Source organism: Pseudomonas sp. S04, from assembly GCF_009834545.1.
Lineage (GTDB): Bacteria > Pseudomonadota > Gammaproteobacteria > Pseudomonadales > Pseudomonadaceae > Aquipseudomonas.
This window is the reverse complement of the sequence record NZ_CP019427.1, coordinates 2193739-2208480: the sequence shown is the minus strand read 5'-3', so window position 1 is coordinate 2208480 and position 14742 is coordinate 2193739. Positions and strand designations below refer to the sequence as shown.

Sequence of the window (14742 nt, the reverse complement as noted above, 5' to 3'; positions counted from 1 at the left end):
TGATAGGCCCCGGCAACAGCGCCAACCATGACTGAAATCTAATGCTGCGCGATCTGCACGCTATAACCCATATCAAGTCTTGCGATGGCGCCGATTGAAAATGAGTGCGCATTGATTCTTCATCCGGCCAATTGCACTCGACCATTCAGCCATTGAATCCCTCAGCCTTTCTCAACTAACATCTTGCACAACCACGAGATTGGTACTCTATCAAGCTGAGCAATACCGATATTTCAGCCTTAAGAAAAAGGTCCATTCTGGTTTCGAATTCCATCACGTTTCTTATAAGACCTGACATAACGTCAACTCCATACAGGAGAGCAGAAAAGACGACAAGGCCCATAAAAAATTCTACTGAGGCAGCACTTGCACCTAAGCCAATACTGAACATTCTGACTTGCGCTACTCGCTATGAGTTTAAGAAAGTAAGATAACCGAAATGCTAAATACGAAACGACAAAACATTGACGATCTCAGCCAAAATGATCAGAATCTCAGCCAATGGTCTTTAGGGATAATCGAGATATGCTTGCTAAATCCATACAATTTATTACATACCCTCAGGTAAGCCTATTGGATTTGGCTGGCCCATTGGATGTGTTTATCGCAGCTAATCATCTTTCGCCCCCTGATCAGAAGCCGTATTCGATCTCTATTCATGCGTTAAACCCGACTAATGAAATTCTTTCAAGCTTTTCAGTTAGTGCCGAAACGTTACAACCGGAAACGCTATCAGCGCATACCTTGATCGTGCCCGGCGGGCCCGGCATTCATAAGTTTTGCAAGGATCCGAAGTTTTTTTCACATTTTGTAAACCATGCTGACAAAGCTACCCGCTTGGTTTCAGTTTGTACGGGGGTGTTCGCACTAGCGGCTGCCGGAAAGCTAGATGATCGAGAAGCCACTACACATTGGTCTTCATATGATGAGCTTGAGCATAACTTCCCCTTAATTAAGATCAGGCGCGGCCCTATATTTATTAATGATGGAAACATATGGACGTCGGCCGGTGTCACTTCTGGAATTGACTTGGCGCTGTCAATAGTTGAAGAAGACCTCGGACACTCTGCTGCACTGGAAATCGCACGTCATCTGATAGTATTTTTAAAGCGTCCTGGAGATCAAAATCAATTCAGTTCATCCTTGACGTTGCAATCAAAAAGTAGCCAGTTTTCAGATCTTCACGCTTGGATAAACAACAACCTTAATGCTGACCTGTCGATTCCTGCGCTAGCGAATTTCATGAACATGAGCGAGAGAACATTCACACGCAAATACAGTGAAAACACTGGGAAAACTCCCAGCAAGACGGTTGAACTGCTCCGCCTGGAAGCCGCACGGCATTTACTCGCCACATCCAACAGCCCGCTCAAAAAAGTAGCCCAAAGCTGCGGACTGGGCAATGAGTCGACTTTCATAAGGAGTTTCATAAAAAAATTCGCTGTTACCCCCAAGGAATATCGTGCACGGTTTAACTCACAACGATAAGCAGTCGATACCTCATTTACTCGTGTTCACCTCCCGACCCGGATTCATTTCGCGAAAAAACGTTCGTCGATACTCAGAAGGTGACGTACCGAGATGAATGCCGAACTGTTGCCTTAGCGATAAGGGCGTTCCAAAACCTGCCTCATCGGCAACACATTCGATAGGTAAGTCCGTCGTTTCCAGCAGTTCTTGTGCTCTGACAACGCGCTCTGCGTTCAACCATTTTGAGACGGTACTGCCAGTTGCTTCCCTGAAGCGCCGAGTAAACGTGCGTCTACTCATTTTCGCCATGTCCGCCAGCACGTCGAGCGACAGGTCATTGCTCAGGTTCATTCGAGCCCACGCCAGTACTTCAGATAAATGAGTCTCGCTGGACAGCTGCGGCACAGGACGCTCAACGTACTGCGCCTGGCCTCCCTGCCTATGTGGGGGGGTCACCAGCACCTTCGCGGTGCGATTCGCCACATCCGCACCGAGTCGTTGGCGGATCAGATGCAGGCAACAATCGATTGCCGCCACGGTTCCTGCAGAGGTCATAATATTGTCGGCACTGACATAGAGCACCTCGGGCCTGAAGCGAACCTCAGGAAAACGTCGCGCGAACTCATCACGAGCCGACCAGTGAGTGGTTGCTTCTTTCCCATCAAGTAGCCCGGCATCTCCGAGCACAAATGCGCCTAAACATAAGCCAACGATGAGCTTGCCTTGGGCATTGGCGACTTGCAAAGCGCTCACGAGTCGTGCAGATGCAGCGACCGATTGATCGCCCCACGCGGGAATGATGATTACGTCAGACACCTCCATCAGCTCCAGACCTTGAGTTACCGCAAGCCCGATGCCTTGGTCGCTATTCACCATTCCCGGTACTTCTGCGCAGTAACTGACCTCGTATTGAGGTTCACTTGGTGCGGATTGAACCGCACCCAGCACCACACCCGGCACAGAAAGATGGAACAGGCTTACGCCGTTAAAAGCTAGAACAGCAACGCGTATGGATGGCATCAGGCAACCTCGGATTAGCCCTGTTTTGGCTCATATCTATCGCCTACTGGGATTATGGTCGATCGCTCAGGCGTACGAACTCACCGAAGAAAGGCATACATCACCCTCCTCCACATCCCTTAAACCCCCTGGCCGCTTGGCCCAATTATATCGAAATATGTCATTCAGGCCACTGTCAGGCCCCAGAGCATTCGGCAAGAATAGAGTCCTCGATCTATCAGCTGGATTAATCCGATGAAATTTAGAACTCTTCCTTTTGCCCTCAGCATTGCTTGCACTATGGCAGCCACATCAGCATGTGCGGGTTCAAACACCCCCAACGCAGCGGACGCCTCCCATAAAGTAGACTTGCAGCAAGTTCGTAACGCAACGGTGAAAATCTCCTACGGCGGCACGACCTTCCTGATCGACCCGATGCTGGCCGAAAAGGGAACCTACCCAGGGTTTGAAAATACTTACCGTAGCAACCTGCGTAATCCCCTGGTCGATCTAACTGAGTCGCCCACTAAAGTGATCGCAGGGGTCGACGCAGTCATCGTCACTCACACCCATCTTGACCATTGGGACGATGCCGCACAAAAAGCGCTACCTAAAGACATCCCTTTGTTCACTCAGCACGAAGAGGATGCGCAGCTGATTCGCTCCCAAGGTTTTAAAAATGTGCGCGTGCTGACGGATGAAGCTGAATTCGGTGGCGTCAAAATCACCAAAGCCGGTGGTCAGCATGGCACAGACGAAATGTATGCTGCGCCCCCGCTCGCAAAGCTTCTGGGCGAAGCCATGGGCGTTGTGTTTCAGGCTCCAGGCTACAAGACCCTCTACCTTGCCGGTGACACTATTTGGCGTAAAGAAGTAGACCAGACCATTGAGAAATATCACCCTGAAGTCATCGTGCTCAACGCAGGGAAAGCAAAAGTGAACGGGTTCGAGGGTGCAATCATCATGGGTGAGGAAGACGTTCTACGCGCTTCACAGGCCGCGAAAAACGCGAAAATCGTCGCGGTACACATGGACGCAGTCAATCACATGTCCCTGACACGTGAAGAGTTGCGCACCTATGTCAAGAAGCAAGGTATAGAGACTCGCGTCGATATTCCAGAAGACGGCGCCTCACTGGAATTCTGATTCAACCCCCCCTGCGCCATGGCAGAAGACAGCTTGCTGACCCAAAAGCCGTTTCAGCCTTCAGGACAGCATCACTTTGATAAGTTAATTGGAGATCGATCATGAAACAAGGTCTTGTAGTAGTTGATCTGCAAAACGAATACCTGCCCACTGGCAAATTGCCTTTGACCGGCATCGAAGCGGCTGTGGCGAATGCTAGCCGGGTGATCAGTCACGCGCGAAATGAAGGTATTCCAGTTTTTCACATACGGCATGAATCCGATGATGAGGGGGCTCCATTCTTCGCCAAGGGAACTACCGGAGCAGAAACTCAGGCAGCTGTCGCCTCTGATGCTCAAGAACCCGTGATTGTAAAAAAACACATCAACGCATTCAGAGATACTGATCTCAAACAGCAGTTGGATACTTTGAATGTCCAAGAAATCGTCGTCATAGGTGCAATGAGCCACATGTGCATCGACGCGGTGGTACGCGCTGCAGCAGACATGGGCTATCCAGTAACCGTACTGCATGACGCTTGCGCCACCCTGGATCTTACCTTTGGCGGCGTGACCGTGCCCGCAGCTTATGCGCATGCGACGATGATGGCAGCATTTGAGTTCGGCTACGCCACCGTTAAAGCGGTAGACGAGTACCTCTCGGCATAAGCTCATGAGACTCAGTTTGTGCTTCATCTGAATGTTCAGGCGATTAGACACATCGCCAAGGGCCTTAGGCAGAAGGTGTGATAACGCACCGAGAGTGAGCCGAACAAGCGCCCCTACTGCTTCAGGGCGCTTGTTTTTTATACCACCAGCCGATTCTTGAAAGGTCTTCACCAATCCGGATCGTTTGATCGTCCTGTACCAGTTTTGTCTGCGCGAGTGGGAGCATACCTCGCATCACCAACCCTGCTGCCCTAATAAGGCTCCAAAACCCGCATCAACAGTCTTGCGCGGAACAACCTAATGACAATTGACTGGATTCACTTCACACCTTGGTCATCCCTTGCCGGCGGCGCTTTGATTGGCCTGGCAGCCGGCCTGTGGGCGGTCGCCAATGGGCGGATCGCAGGCATCAGCGGTCTGATTGGCAGCCTTCTGCAACGTCATAGCGAAGGAAAGAGTGAGAAGGCATTGTTTCTTTTTGGCCTGCTCGCCGCGCCACTGCTATGGGGCCTGTTTGTCACGTTGCCACTAATCGAGTTCCAAGGTGGAGGGTTCGAACTCATCGTCGCCGGCGTATTGGTCGGGATGGGAACACGGTATGGTTCAGGATGTACGAGTGGACATGGAGTCTGCGGTATATCGCGCCTTTCGCCGCGCTCAATGGTTGCCACTGCGTGTTTCATGCTCAGCGGCTTCATGACGGTGTACGTCCTGCGTCATGTGCTGGAGGGATGAACATGATCAAAGTATCTTCCTTCATCGCTGGCCTGCTGTTCGGCGTTGGCCTGCTTTTGGCTGGCATGGTCAACCCAGGAAAAGTACTGGCATTCCTGGATTTGTCTGGCACCTGGGACCCCTCACTGGGGCTAGTCATGATAGGTGCGATTGCCGTTGCCATAGGCCCGTTTACCTGGGCACGCCAACAATCTCGTTCGTTGCTGGAAAGAACAATACAGTTACCAACCCAACGTAAGTTGGACCCGCGCTTGATTGGCGGCAACCTGCTGTTTGGCACGGGCTGGGGATTGGCAGGCATTTGCCCTGGCCCTGCGATGGTCATACTTCTGGCAGGCCGCTGGCAAGCAATCGTGTTCATGTTGGCGATGCTGGCCGGAATGTTGTTGTTTACCGCTCTGGAGGCCAAGCCTATCCATTGATCGAGATATTTGCATGAAAACCACTCTCGGAGCAACTGACTGAATCGACCCAGATTTGGGGCCATTAACGCCACCTACCCTACTCACCTGAAGACCTGCCCTACGGTTGCAGATTAACCCCGGGCAGGCGTGTGAGGCGGTTGAGGCAGGAAGCTGCGGTCAGCTATTGCACCTGCAGCAGCATCAGGTAGCCCCCGACCAACAAGAACCAACTTAGTAGCGGATAGGTCAGCCAGCGCGCCCAATGCGACGTGACGCTGAAACCTACGCCGTGCACAAACCCCGTGCAAATCCCCAGCATCACCAGCATAAGCACGCCATGGCTGTAACGCCCATCGGGCCCGACCATAGAGCCCGGATGAATCAGCAGTAACAGCCCCATCGGCGCCGCCAGCGCCAAGGACACAACCCGGCAGGCGCCATGCTGTGTCCATCCGTTCAGGTCAGGCATCGGCCTCGGGCTCCGCGTCCAAGTCCATGTAGTTTTCCAACCACAATGCGTTGATGATTCCCACGCTGCAGGCCAGCAATACACCGAGAATCCAAGCGAAATACCACATAACAGTCGTCTCCTCTGCGGCTCAGTAAAGGCCATGTTCATTGGCTTTGATGTGATCAGCGTTGAGGGTGCCCCACATTTTGAAGTAACCCCACAGCGTGTAGCAGAGGATCAAGGGCACAAAAATGCTCGCGGCCACCAACATGATGCCCAGTGTTTTTTGACTCGACACCGCATCCCATACCGTCAGGCTCGAAGTTAGATCCAGGCTGGACGGCAGGATAAACGGGAACAGGGCAAAACCGGCGGTGCACAGGGTGCCGACCACTACCAGGGCGGAGCCGAGAAAGGCAAGCCCGGAACGACGCGCCGCCGCGGCAACAAAGGCCAACGCAGCGCCCAGCAAAGAAATAACAGGCGCCAGTTGAGTCAACGGATACCGCGAATAATTGACCAACCAACCATGATTGCTCTGTTCAACGGTTTTCCCCAGGGGATTGAGAACCGCTCCCGGATCAAACGCTGAGCGAATGGCAAACCCCTCAATATTGCCAACAGCTAGCCAGATGCCGGCCGCGATAAAGCTCGCCACATAAACCAGCAACACCCATTGCACGGCCCGTCGGGCCCGCTGCGCCAAAGCCTCCTCGGTACGCATCATTAACCAAGTACCGCCATGCAGGCACAACATGCTCAGGCTGACCACTCCGCAGAGCAACGCAAAGGGGCTGAGTAAATGCCAGAAATTGCCTTGGAACGTTAACCGCAAGTCGCCATCGAAGTGAAACGGCACCCCCAGAAACAGGTTGCCAAACGCCACGCCGAACACCAGCGAAGGCACGATCGCCCCTGTACACAGGGCCCAATCCCAACTGGCGCGCCAGCGGGGGTTTTGTAGCTTGCTGCGGTAATCGAACCCCACGGGCCGTACGAAAAGAGCGAACAACACCAACAGCAACGCCCAGTAAAAACCAGAAAATGCGGTGGCGTACACCATGGGCCAAGCGGCGAACAACGCCCCGCCTGCCGTGACGAACCACACCTGGTTGCCATCCCAATGCGGTGCAATGGTATTGATAACTACGCGCCGCTCGTCGTCGCTCCTGCCCACATAGGGCATGAGTGCGGCAGCGCCCAGATCAAAACCGTCGGTGAGGGCAAAGCCGATCAGCAGCACGCCTATCAGTACCCACCAGATCAGCTTCAGTGTTTCGTAATCAAACATGCTTATTTCCTCAAGCGTGGGCCGGCTGTGGGATCAGCGTCTGTTCAAAGTGGTAGCGCCCCGTGTGCAAACTACTTGGGCCAAGCCGGGCAAACTTGATCATCAGATACATTTCGATAACCAGCAGCACGCTGTAGAACGCCACCAGCGCCAGCAGCGAGCCCCAGACATCCGAACTGGGCACGCTGGAGGCGGACAAATGGGTCGGCAGCACTTCGGCAATCGACCAGGGTTGCCGACCGTGCTCAGCCACAAACCAGCCGGTCTGAGTCGCTACCCATGGCAGCGGCAGACTCCACAGGGCCCACTTCAGCAACCAGGGTTTGCGCTCTTCGTTTTTGCGCGCCGAGGTCCAGAACGCGCAGACAAACAGGCCCAGCATCAGCACGCCAGAGAGAACCATCAGGCGAAAACTCCAGAACAGGCTGAACACATTAGGGATGGTGTCCTGCGCTGCCTGCCGAATCTGTTCAGCATTGGCATCCACCACACGGGTGGTGTATTTCTTCAGCAGCAGGCCGTAACCCAGGTCCTGCTTGACCGCATCAAACGCAGCCAAGGTGGTTGCTGACTTGTCGCCACCACGAACTTGTTCCAACAATCCGTAAGCGATCATGCCGTTACGAATCCGCACCTCGTGCTGCACCAACAAATCGCTGATACCGGTGACATGTTTATCCAGCGAGCGGGTAGCAATCAGCCCCAACAGATACGGTACTTTTACCGCGTAGTCTGTTTGCATGGTTTCGCGGTTGGGTAGCCCGAACAAGGTGAACGCTGCCGGTGCAGGTTCGGTGTGCCATTCGGCTTCAATGGCCGCCAGCTTGGTTTTTTGCACATCACCGATCTCGTAACCAGACTCATCGCCGAGCACTATCACCGATGCAATAGCCGCTAGGCCAAACGCCGATGCAATGGCAAATGAACGCCGGGCAAAACCCTGATCGCGCTTTTTCAGCAAATAAAAGCTAGAGATGGCCAACACGAACACAGCGCCCGTGACATAACCCGAAGCCACGGTGTGTACAAACTTGACCTGGGCCACAGGGTTGAACAGCAGTGCGCTGAAACTCACTAACTCCATGCGCATGGTTTCAATGTTGAATTCGGCCCCCACTGGGTTTTGCATCCAACCGTTGGCAATCAGAATCCACAACGCCGATAGATTTGAGCCCAGTGCCACCAACCAAGTTACCGCCAGGTGTTGACGTCGCGACAGCCGATCCCAGCCGAAGAAAAACAAGCCGATAAACGTCGACTCGAGAAAGAACGCCATCAAGCCCTCAATAGCGAGTGGCGCTCCGAAAATATCCCCGACGTAATGTGAGTAATACGCCCAGTTAGTGCCGAACTGAAACTCCATAGTCAGGCCAGTGGTCACGCCGAGGGCAAAGTTGATACCAAACAACTTGCCCCAGAACTTAACCATGTCTTTGTAGACTTCTTTTCCGGTCATTACGTAGACCGACTCCATAATTGCCAGGATCACTGACAACCCCAGCGTCAGCGGCACAAATAGAAAGTGATAGAGCGCGGTCATTGCAAATTGCAAGCGCGATAGATCAACAACGCTTTCCGAGATCATCTCGGCTCTCCTTCAGATGGTTTTTCACCAGAGCCCAACACACGCTCAACGATGGGTTGGGTATCGAGGGCTGGAAGTGTGGGGTGCGCAAACCAGATGAACTTGATGAGTAAAATTATGAACAGCTTGATCACCAAGATGGCGGTGATTTCCTTGCTCAGTGAATCCTTGAACATCATGTATCCCCTGTCTGCTGGACCCAATCACCTGCCCCTGTGATGCGCACAAGGCAAGCCGGTCATTTCATAAGAGCCAGGGTTAACCCTGGAGTGATGACCTGGTTTTTCAGATAAAAAAAAGCCCCCTGGGCAGAGGGCGGAGCAACCAGAACGTGCACTGGTTAAATTGCGAAGCCTCGAGCTACCGTGGAAGTGTCTGCCTCCGCTCAAAGCCCGCACACTTTATGTGGGCAGCCTGCAGGCAACAACTGCGACAAACGGACGCACAAACCTCTCTTTTCGGTCCGATCCACGCGCCTGGCGGCGCTTGTATAAAGGCCTGATCAGACGTGGTGTTTTGTCGCAGATCACCAGTCTCGGCGGACGGATTCCCAGGGTACGTTCCATCACGGAATCGGCAACCACCGGCGAAACCCGACACCGCCTTTTCCGGTTAAAGGGCACCAGGCAAAGTCCCAAGGTACTGGCGGAAGCTCCTCCAGATCAGATTCATACCCGGCCACAAGACGCGGCGCCAACTTCCAATCGAACACCCTCTCAGGCGAGTCTTGCCAGGCCAGTACCAACCCTCGTGCCTGGCTGTCATCGCTGTTGACCCAGCGTGCCGCGGCAGCACTCATAAAGGCCTCGATATGCTCCTCATTAATCCGTGCCTGATACTTGGAGCCCAGCAGCCAGCGACACACGCTCAGGTAATAGGTCCAGTTCAGCGGTGGGTGATTGCGATAGGCCCAGGTCATGAAACCGCGAAATATATTCAGGCCGTCGGGCGGATCGAGCTTGAGTAAGCCCGGGCACACATCGAACAAGGTATGCCAGTAAGGCAGCAGCCTGGTATCGAGGTGCACGAAGCTGCGCGCGTTGCCGGGGTAATCCGGAAAGGGCAGTAAAAGCTCGCCCTGAGTGCGTAGCCGCGAAGATTTGCTAAGCAATCGAGACACACCGGATGGAACGGCTAGCACGCGCATAGTGACCTCCAGCTAATCGGTTTCGCTGTTCGTGTCGAATTGCGTTTTAAGTCATCAGGCGCTGCAAAACCTGGCATTAACAGGCGATTCAGACTTTCACATACATGAGCCATTTTTGTGCTTCTCCAATGTCACCTTTAACCGTGGAGCCCCCCGGAATGCATCGACGATGCCTGCGTTACCACCGGCAAGAGAGGGCTTAGATAAACGCGGTCATACATAAGGTGCTGGAGAGGCTCTAGGGTTGATCGATGGCCAGCGGCTTCGGGGCGAGAGCCAGCGCAAGGGTTCGGTCGGCCGCAACACGAACGCGGCGATAAATTCTGGCACCGCGAGCGCTTGCGCCGGAATCGGTACTGCACCGACGGACTGGGAACAACAGCAATGGGCTTGATCCGCCTTGGCGGAGAGCGATGGCTCTTTTTTTTCCAGCGTGAGCGAGACTTGCTGCACGCCACCCGACGAGCAAAAGCTGCCCGTCAGCAACTGCTCCAGGCTCAGAGTGCCAAAGGCGCTGGCCATCGGCAGCGCCATGAGTTTGAGTACAATCGCCAAGAACGCTGCGACCCAGGCATTCTGATGGCTGGCGCGACTCATTCCACCCCAGCGCATCAGGCCAGCCCGCTCAGATAACACATTGCGCCAAGGCGCACTGTCAGCAGGCAACACAAGAAAGGCATACGGCAACGCTCTGAATAATCACTATTGAATAGCGACTGCCCGCTCACACCTGCATAGTAAGAGTAAAAAACGGGCGGCAGCAAACAAGCGGTGTTTAGCTAATTACAGCTAACCGTTTACATAGGTCAGATCAGAGGGGATGCACGAGGGTTGGCAGAGGGCCAGGAATAACGAGGGGGGGCTTTGCAGCGTTGTTCGCGGTCAGGCCGGCGTACTTGGCCAATGCGCAGTAACCAGCCAAGACAAAACAGCAAGGCAATGCTTAAGGTCAAGGCCGAGCAGATCGGACAGGAAAAACTACCTGACCAACCACTGACGGACAGATCGGTGAGATCCGTTTTCGATGCCGGTGCAGGGCTGCCTAGGGACGAGCAGAACTGCCCGCCTACACCATTGAGCTCCAGGCCCATCATCTGCCCATGAGCCAACCCGCAGGCGAACACATTGAACAGGACGCAAAAATATAACGTCCATGCAATGAGCGAGCGGTCTGAGCGGGTCAGTTTCATGGCGACGACTCTAACACCGAACAGCACGTGGATTGAAGCGCGATTAGGGTCGCGTAAACTGCTACACAAAGCATCGGCCATCAGGGGCGGCGCCCTATCAGGGCAACCCATCCTGCGACAACCTGCCACACCCCGACAACAGAGCCAACGCTCGCGAGCGGCACATCACAGGTGTGCCAGAATGTCGCAGGTTATTAAGAATAAATAGCGTCGTTAGACTTACGGCCCTTCCTGCGGCCCGGTCTTAAGCAATGCTCAAAAGGCACCTTTGGCATACTTTCCCAACAGCCTCGCCAACCACTCAAAAACCCTGGCGTGCCTCCAGCGGTGGCCTGCTGGCGTGTGCATTGTGGATCGCCCTAAGCGGCTGCCAGCCGTCAGAGGAGTTCGCCACCCCGGAGCCTGGTGAAAAGCTCTCTGGCGGTTCGACCAGTGTTGACAAAACAGACAGTAATGGGTTTTCCATGCCCTCTGCCAACCTGTCGCCCCTTAGGCGAATGGATTTTTTTGTCGGTAACGGCTTTTTCCGCAATCCCTGGAAGGTTGCGTCCACGCAACAGAACGCACGTGACGGCCTGGGCCCGCTGTTCAATACCGACACCTGTCAGAGCTGCCACATCAAGGATGGACGCGGCCACCCACCGACCGGTGCCAACGGCCCCGCGGTATCGATGTTGGTCCGGCTCTCGATCAAGCCCAGCGCCACGGACGCCTACCAGTTACAGCGTGGTGGCGTGGTGCCAGAGCCCACCTACGGCGGGCAACTGCAGGATGCCGCGATAGCAGGCTACTTGCCTGAAGGTAGCGTGCGGGTCGAATACACCGAGATCCCCATGGTTTTTTCCGACCGCAGCCCGATTAGCCTGCGTAAACCAGACATGCACATCGACTCGCTCGGCTATGGCCCGATGCATCCAGAGACCCAACTCTCAGCCCGCATCGCCCCACCGATGATCGGTCTGGGCTTGCTGGAGGCTATTAGCGACAACGACATCCGCGCCAATGCAGTGCAGCAAGCCGAAAGCTCACGACGCGTCAGCGGCAAGGTCAACCTGGTGTGGGATGACGTCCAGGGTAAAACCGTCATCGGGCGCTTTGGCTGGAAGGCCGGCCAACCCAATCTCAACCAGCAGAATGCCCATGCCTTTGCCGGCGACATGGGGCTGACCAGCCGTGTTTTGAACCAGGACGACTGCACGAAGTATCAGGTCGCCTGCCAGCAAGCCCTGAACGGTGGCACCCCTGAGGTCAGCGATAGCATCTTGGCCAGCATCCTGTTCTATACACGTAACCTCGCGGTGCCGATGCGCCGAGACGTGGATACGCCGCAAATACTGAGGGGCAAAGCCCTGTTTCACCAAGCCGGATGCGCGACCTGCCACGTGCCCTCCTATGTCACTGCAGAGGCGGCAGAACCCGAGTTGAGCCAACAGAAAATCTACCCTTACACCGACCTGTTATTGCACGACATGGGCGATGAGTTGGGCGACGGACGTGGCGAATACCTGGCTGACGGCAATGAGTGGCGTACGCCGCCTTTATGGGGCATCGGTCTGACGCAACAAGTCAGCGGGCATACCTTGTACCTGCATGACGGGCGCGCGCGAAATCTGATGGAAGCCATCATCTGGCACGGCGGGGAAGCAAGAGGCTCGCGTAACGCTGTACTGCAGTTTGACCAGGCGCAACGCGAAGCACTGATCAGTTTCTTGAACTCTTTGTAGAAAGGATGCCCCCATGAAATCGGTATTTTCACGGCGCGCAGTACTTGGCAGCCTGAGCGTGCTTGGACTGGGCCTGTTGACGGGATGTGACAGCAACAAGCCGTCCTTCAAATACGCAAAGGATCTCAGCAACACGATCATGGGCCGCTCTTTCAAGCTCAAGGATCCACAAGGTGAAACACGGATGCTCACCAACTATAGAGGCGTGGTGGTGATGATCTTCTTCGGCTTCACCCAGTGCCCGGCGGTCTGCCCTACCGCCTTGGCCAGGGCGGTAAAAATCAAGAAACTGATGGGCCGTGACGGTGACCGGCTGCAAGTGATCTTCATCACCCTGGATCCCGAACGGGATACGCCCAAGGTCTTGGATGCATACGTCAAAGCCTTCGACCCCAGCTTCCAGGCGCTCTATGGGACCTTGGAGCAAACTGCGGCCACGGCTAAAGAGTTCGGTGTGTTTTATGAAAAAATCCCAAGTGGAGACACCTACACCCTGTCTCATACTGCCACCAGTTATGTCTATGACTCCCTGGGCAGACTGCGCTTGAGTTTGTCCGCTTCACTGACCGCACAGGAATGTGCGGAAGATTTACTCACTGTCATGGAGGTTCGTTCATGAACCCTAATCCTGCAAAAAAAAACAACAACCAACGCCTTAAACAGCTGTTTCTGAGCGTGTCACTGCTGACGCTAACAGGACAGGCCGCGGCGCAAACCCAGGTCAAGATCAGCGAGCCCTGGGTTCGGGCAACGGTAGCCGGTCAGTAAGCGACCGGGGCGTTCATAACGCTCACCGCCACTAGCGACAGCAAGCTGATCAGCGCGACCTCGCCAGTGGCCAAGATCGTACAAATTCATGAGTCGAGCATGAAAAACGATGTGATGAGTATGCAACAAGTGGAGTCGGTGGATCTGCCGGCAGGCAAAGCGGTCAGCCTGAGCCCTCACGGTTACCATGTGATGCTGATCGATTTGGTGGCTCAGGTTAAGGAAGGCGACAAGGTACCGCTGACCCTGACCGTCGAAGACGCCAAGGGTGAAAAGCAGTCGATCCAGGTCGAGGCCCCGGCCCGAGCCTTGGGCGCCCCGGAACATAGCAAGATGCATTGACGAGTTGCTATTGAAGTAGTCCACACTCACCGCTCGCTGAGCGCCTGGGTGCTCTACGCCTGCATCCTGTTCAGTCCATTTGCAGTATTTGCAGATGACCGACCCAGACTCAACGGCATGGGCGGTCAGTTCTGCTCCGGGTCCAATGACGGAGTAGGCGCCCTCTCCGCGCGCCCTTTTAAATCACTCCCACACCTGACGCTTACATTAGGCATCACTCCGAAACGCTATGAGCGAAAAGCCCAGGCAGAATCCGAATCAGCTCCTTCACCCTGAGCGGCCCTCTGACAAAACCGACCTGCCTGCCTGCTGGATCTATCAGCGCAAGGTTTCCGGTATGTACGACTGTGTAGTCAAGCTGATCAATGTCCCCTGGCACAAATGGCAGACCAATGTCATTGGAGGCTTGCTGCACCGCTGCAAGATTGCCGGTCATGCCAGTGAAGCTTGGGTCGAAAAAACTCACGTACTGCTGGGTACGCTCGGGTGTATCTCGGTGCGGATCCACGCTGACCATTGTTACCCCCATGAGCTTGCGCGCATCAGGCGGCAGAGCGAGATACACCTGCCGCAATTCACTGAGGGCAGTAGGGCAAATGTCTGGGCAAAAGGTGTAGCCGAAAAGTACCAATGTCCACTTTCCGGCGAAGAATTCTGAGTCGAAAGCCTGGCCATCTACCGTTGCCAATCGCACATCTGGTAGCACATGCGGGCTGGGCAGCAGCACAATACCGGCGCTCGCCAGCGCCGACTCATCCAACAGTTCTGTCTTCATAACCCAATAGAAAAGTCCTGAGCCCACTGCACATACAGTGGTCACCAACATCAGCAAACGACGCATTT

General features: G+C 54.6%; 17 protein-coding genes and 1 pseudogene. 8 read left to right on the top strand and 10 right to left on the bottom strand.

Annotated elements, in window-relative coordinates:
• Nucleotides 1–525: 525 nt before the first annotated feature.
• Nucleotides 526–1488, top strand: coding sequence for a GlxA family transcriptional regulator (locus tag PspS04_RS09970; RefSeq protein WP_112196154.1), 963 nt, complete (start codon nucleotides 526–528; stop codon nucleotides 1486–1488).
• A gap of 12 nt (nucleotides 1489–1500) precedes the next feature.
• Here the strand turns inward: PspS04_RS09970 and PspS04_RS09965 are convergent, their stop codons facing one another.
• The gene (locus PspS04_RS09965; protein ID WP_137204855.1) at nucleotides 1501–2490 is read right to left on the bottom strand and encodes a GlxA family transcriptional regulator; all 990 of its coding nucleotides are present in this window, start codon (nucleotides 2488–2490) and stop codon (nucleotides 1501–1503) included.
• 234 nt (nucleotides 2491–2724) lie between these two features.
• Here PspS04_RS09965 and PspS04_RS09960 point away from each other — a divergent pair, with 234 nt between their 5' ends.
• The 4 genes from PspS04_RS09960 (at nucleotide 2725) to PspS04_RS09945 (ending at nucleotide 5419) form a co-directional block, all read left to right on the top strand.
• Entirely contained in the window at nucleotides 2725–3615 is an 891-nt protein-coding gene (locus PspS04_RS09960; RefSeq protein WP_159994920.1) for an MBL fold metallo-hydrolase, read from the top strand.
• A gap of 101 nt (nucleotides 3616–3716) precedes the next feature.
• Nucleotides 3717–4262: a cysteine hydrolase family protein gene (locus PspS04_RS09955; protein WP_112196157.1), complete on the top strand. Its 546-nt coding sequence runs from the start codon at nucleotides 3717–3719 to the stop codon at nucleotides 4260–4262.
• Between the two features lie 300 nt (nucleotides 4263–4562).
• Nucleotides 4563–4997: a YeeE/YedE family protein gene (locus PspS04_RS09950; protein WP_029290960.1), complete on the top strand. Its 435-nt coding sequence runs from the start codon at nucleotides 4563–4565 to the stop codon at nucleotides 4995–4997.
• A gap of 2 nt (nucleotides 4998–4999) precedes the next feature.
• Nucleotides 5000–5419 (top strand): DUF6691 family protein, encoded by a 420-nt coding sequence (locus PspS04_RS09945; protein ID WP_159994918.1) that lies wholly within the window; start codon nucleotides 5000–5002, stop codon nucleotides 5417–5419.
• Nucleotides 5420–5582: 163 nt separating this feature from the next.
• Here the strand turns inward: PspS04_RS09945 and PspS04_RS09940 are convergent, their stop codons facing one another.
• The 8 genes from PspS04_RS09940 to PspS04_RS09910 all read right to left on the bottom strand — a co-directional run bounded on the left by PspS04_RS09940 (nucleotide 5583) and on the right by PspS04_RS09910 (nucleotide 11065).
• Complete coding sequence (locus PspS04_RS09940; RefSeq protein ID WP_159994916.1) at nucleotides 5583–5870, bottom strand: cyd operon YbgE family protein; 288 nt, start codon at nucleotides 5868–5870, stop codon at nucleotides 5583–5585.
• Nucleotides 5863–5979: a cytochrome bd-I oxidase subunit CydX gene (gene cydX, locus PspS04_RS09935; RefSeq protein WP_159994914.1), complete on the bottom strand. Its 117-nt coding sequence runs from the start codon at nucleotides 5977–5979 to the stop codon at nucleotides 5863–5865. The genes PspS04_RS09940 and cydX overlap by 8 nt, the downstream gene beginning before the upstream one ends.
• A 21-nt stretch (nucleotides 5980–6000) precedes the next feature.
• The gene (gene cydB / locus PspS04_RS09930) at nucleotides 6001–7143 is read right to left on the bottom strand and encodes a cytochrome d ubiquinol oxidase subunit II (RefSeq protein ID WP_159994912.1); all 1143 of its coding nucleotides are present in this window, start codon (nucleotides 7141–7143) and stop codon (nucleotides 6001–6003) included.
• A 10-nt stretch (nucleotides 7144–7153) separates the two neighbouring features.
• On the bottom strand, nucleotides 7154–8728 hold the full coding sequence (locus PspS04_RS09925) for a cytochrome ubiquinol oxidase subunit I (protein WP_159994910.1): 1575 nt from the start codon (nucleotides 8726–8728) through the stop codon (nucleotides 7154–7156).
• Nucleotides 8725–8862, bottom strand: a complete 138-nt coding sequence (gene cydP / locus PspS04_RS27985; protein WP_335929849.1) for a cytochrome oxidase putative small subunit CydP — start codon at nucleotides 8860–8862, stop codon at nucleotides 8725–8727. Before cydP ends, PspS04_RS09925 begins: the two co-directional genes overlap by 4 nt.
• Nucleotides 8863–9293: 431 nt before the next feature.
• Nucleotides 9294–9875 (bottom strand): putative natural product biosynthesis protein, encoded by a 582-nt coding sequence (locus PspS04_RS09920; protein ID WP_029290948.1) that lies wholly within the window; start codon nucleotides 9873–9875, stop codon nucleotides 9294–9296.
• Nucleotides 9876–10088: 213 nt separating this feature from the next.
• Nucleotides 10089–10472, bottom strand: coding sequence for a DUF2946 family protein (locus PspS04_RS09915; protein WP_237234973.1), 384 nt, complete (start codon nucleotides 10470–10472; stop codon nucleotides 10089–10091).
• 209 nt (nucleotides 10473–10681) lie between these two features.
• The gene (locus PspS04_RS09910; protein WP_159994906.1) at nucleotides 10682–11065 is read right to left on the bottom strand and encodes a DUF2946 domain-containing protein; all 384 of its coding nucleotides are present in this window, start codon (nucleotides 11063–11065) and stop codon (nucleotides 10682–10684) included.
• A gap of 251 nt (nucleotides 11066–11316) precedes the next feature.
• On the opposite strand from PspS04_RS09910, the gene PspS04_RS09905 reads away from it, so the two are divergent.
• From PspS04_RS09905 to PspS04_RS09895, 3 genes and pseudogenes are all read left to right on the top strand, one after another.
• Nucleotides 11317–12789: a di-heme oxidoreductase family protein gene (locus PspS04_RS09905; RefSeq protein WP_159994904.1), complete on the top strand. Its 1473-nt coding sequence runs from the start codon at nucleotides 11317–11319 to the stop codon at nucleotides 12787–12789.
• A 13-nt stretch (nucleotides 12790–12802) separates the two neighbouring features.
• On the top strand, nucleotides 12803–13408 hold the full coding sequence (locus tag PspS04_RS09900) for an SCO family protein (RefSeq protein WP_159994902.1): 606 nt from the start codon (nucleotides 12803–12805) through the stop codon (nucleotides 13406–13408).
• A pseudogene (locus PspS04_RS09895) lies at nucleotides 13405–13899 on the top strand (copper chaperone PCu(A)C). Before PspS04_RS09900 ends, PspS04_RS09895 begins: the two are co-directional and overlap by 4 nt.
• A gap of 214 nt (nucleotides 13900–14113) precedes the next feature.
• On the opposite strand, the gene PspS04_RS09890 reads toward PspS04_RS09895, so the two are convergent.
• Nucleotides 14114–14740 carry an SCO family protein gene (locus PspS04_RS09890; protein ID WP_159994900.1) on the bottom strand — a complete coding sequence of 209 codons (627 nt, stop codon included), beginning with the start codon at nucleotides 14738–14740 and terminating at the stop codon, nucleotides 14114–14116.
• Between the last annotated feature and the right edge of the window lie 2 nt (nucleotides 14741–14742).

Excerpts from the sequence above, each read along its gene's own strand:
- PspS04_RS09970 (WP_112196154.1), top strand. The coding sequence starts at position 526 with ATGCTTGCTAAATCCATACAATTTATTACATACCCTCAGGTAAGCCTA.
- PspS04_RS09965 (WP_137204855.1), bottom strand. The coding sequence starts at position 2,490 with ATGCCATCCATACGCGTTGCTGTTCTAGCTTTTAACGGCGTAAGCCTG.
- PspS04_RS09960 (WP_159994920.1), top strand. The coding sequence starts at position 2,725 with ATGAAATTTAGAACTCTTCCTTTTGCCCTCAGCATTGCTTGCACTATG.
- PspS04_RS09955 (WP_112196157.1), top strand. The coding sequence starts at position 3,717 with ATGAAACAAGGTCTTGTAGTAGTTGATCTGCAAAACGAATACCTGCCC.
- PspS04_RS09950 (WP_029290960.1), top strand. The coding sequence starts at position 4,563 with ATGACAATTGACTGGATTCACTTCACACCTTGGTCATCCCTTGCCGGC.
- PspS04_RS09945 (WP_159994918.1), top strand. The coding sequence starts at position 5,000 with ATGATCAAAGTATCTTCCTTCATCGCTGGCCTGCTGTTCGGCGTTGGC.
- PspS04_RS09940 (WP_159994916.1), bottom strand. The coding sequence starts at position 5,870 with ATGCCTGACCTGAACGGATGGACACAGCATGGCGCCTGCCGGGTTGTG.
- cydX (WP_159994914.1), bottom strand. The coding sequence starts at position 5,979 with ATGTGGTATTTCGCTTGGATTCTCGGTGTATTGCTGGCCTGCAGCGTG.
- cydB (WP_159994912.1), bottom strand. The coding sequence starts at position 7,143 with ATGTTTGATTACGAAACACTGAAGCTGATCTGGTGGGTACTGATAGGC.
- PspS04_RS09925 (WP_159994910.1), bottom strand. The coding sequence starts at position 8,728 with ATGATCTCGGAAAGCGTTGTTGATCTATCGCGCTTGCAATTTGCAATG.
- PspS04_RS09920 (WP_029290948.1), bottom strand. The coding sequence starts at position 9,875 with ATGCGCGTGCTAGCCGTTCCATCCGGTGTGTCTCGATTGCTTAGCAAA.
- PspS04_RS09915 (WP_237234973.1), bottom strand. The coding sequence starts at position 10,472 with ATGAGTCGCGCCAGCCATCAGAATGCCTGGGTCGCAGCGTTCTTGGCG.
- PspS04_RS09910 (WP_159994906.1), bottom strand. The coding sequence starts at position 11,065 with ATGAAACTGACCCGCTCAGACCGCTCGCTCATTGCATGGACGTTATAT.
- PspS04_RS09905 (WP_159994904.1), top strand. The coding sequence starts at position 11,317 with ATGCTCAAAAGGCACCTTTGGCATACTTTCCCAACAGCCTCGCCAACC.
- PspS04_RS09900 (WP_159994902.1), top strand. The coding sequence starts at position 12,803 with ATGAAATCGGTATTTTCACGGCGCGCAGTACTTGGCAGCCTGAGCGTG.
- PspS04_RS09890 (WP_159994900.1), bottom strand. The coding sequence starts at position 14,740 with ATGCGTCGTTTGCTGATGTTGGTGACCACTGTATGTGCAGTGGGCTCA.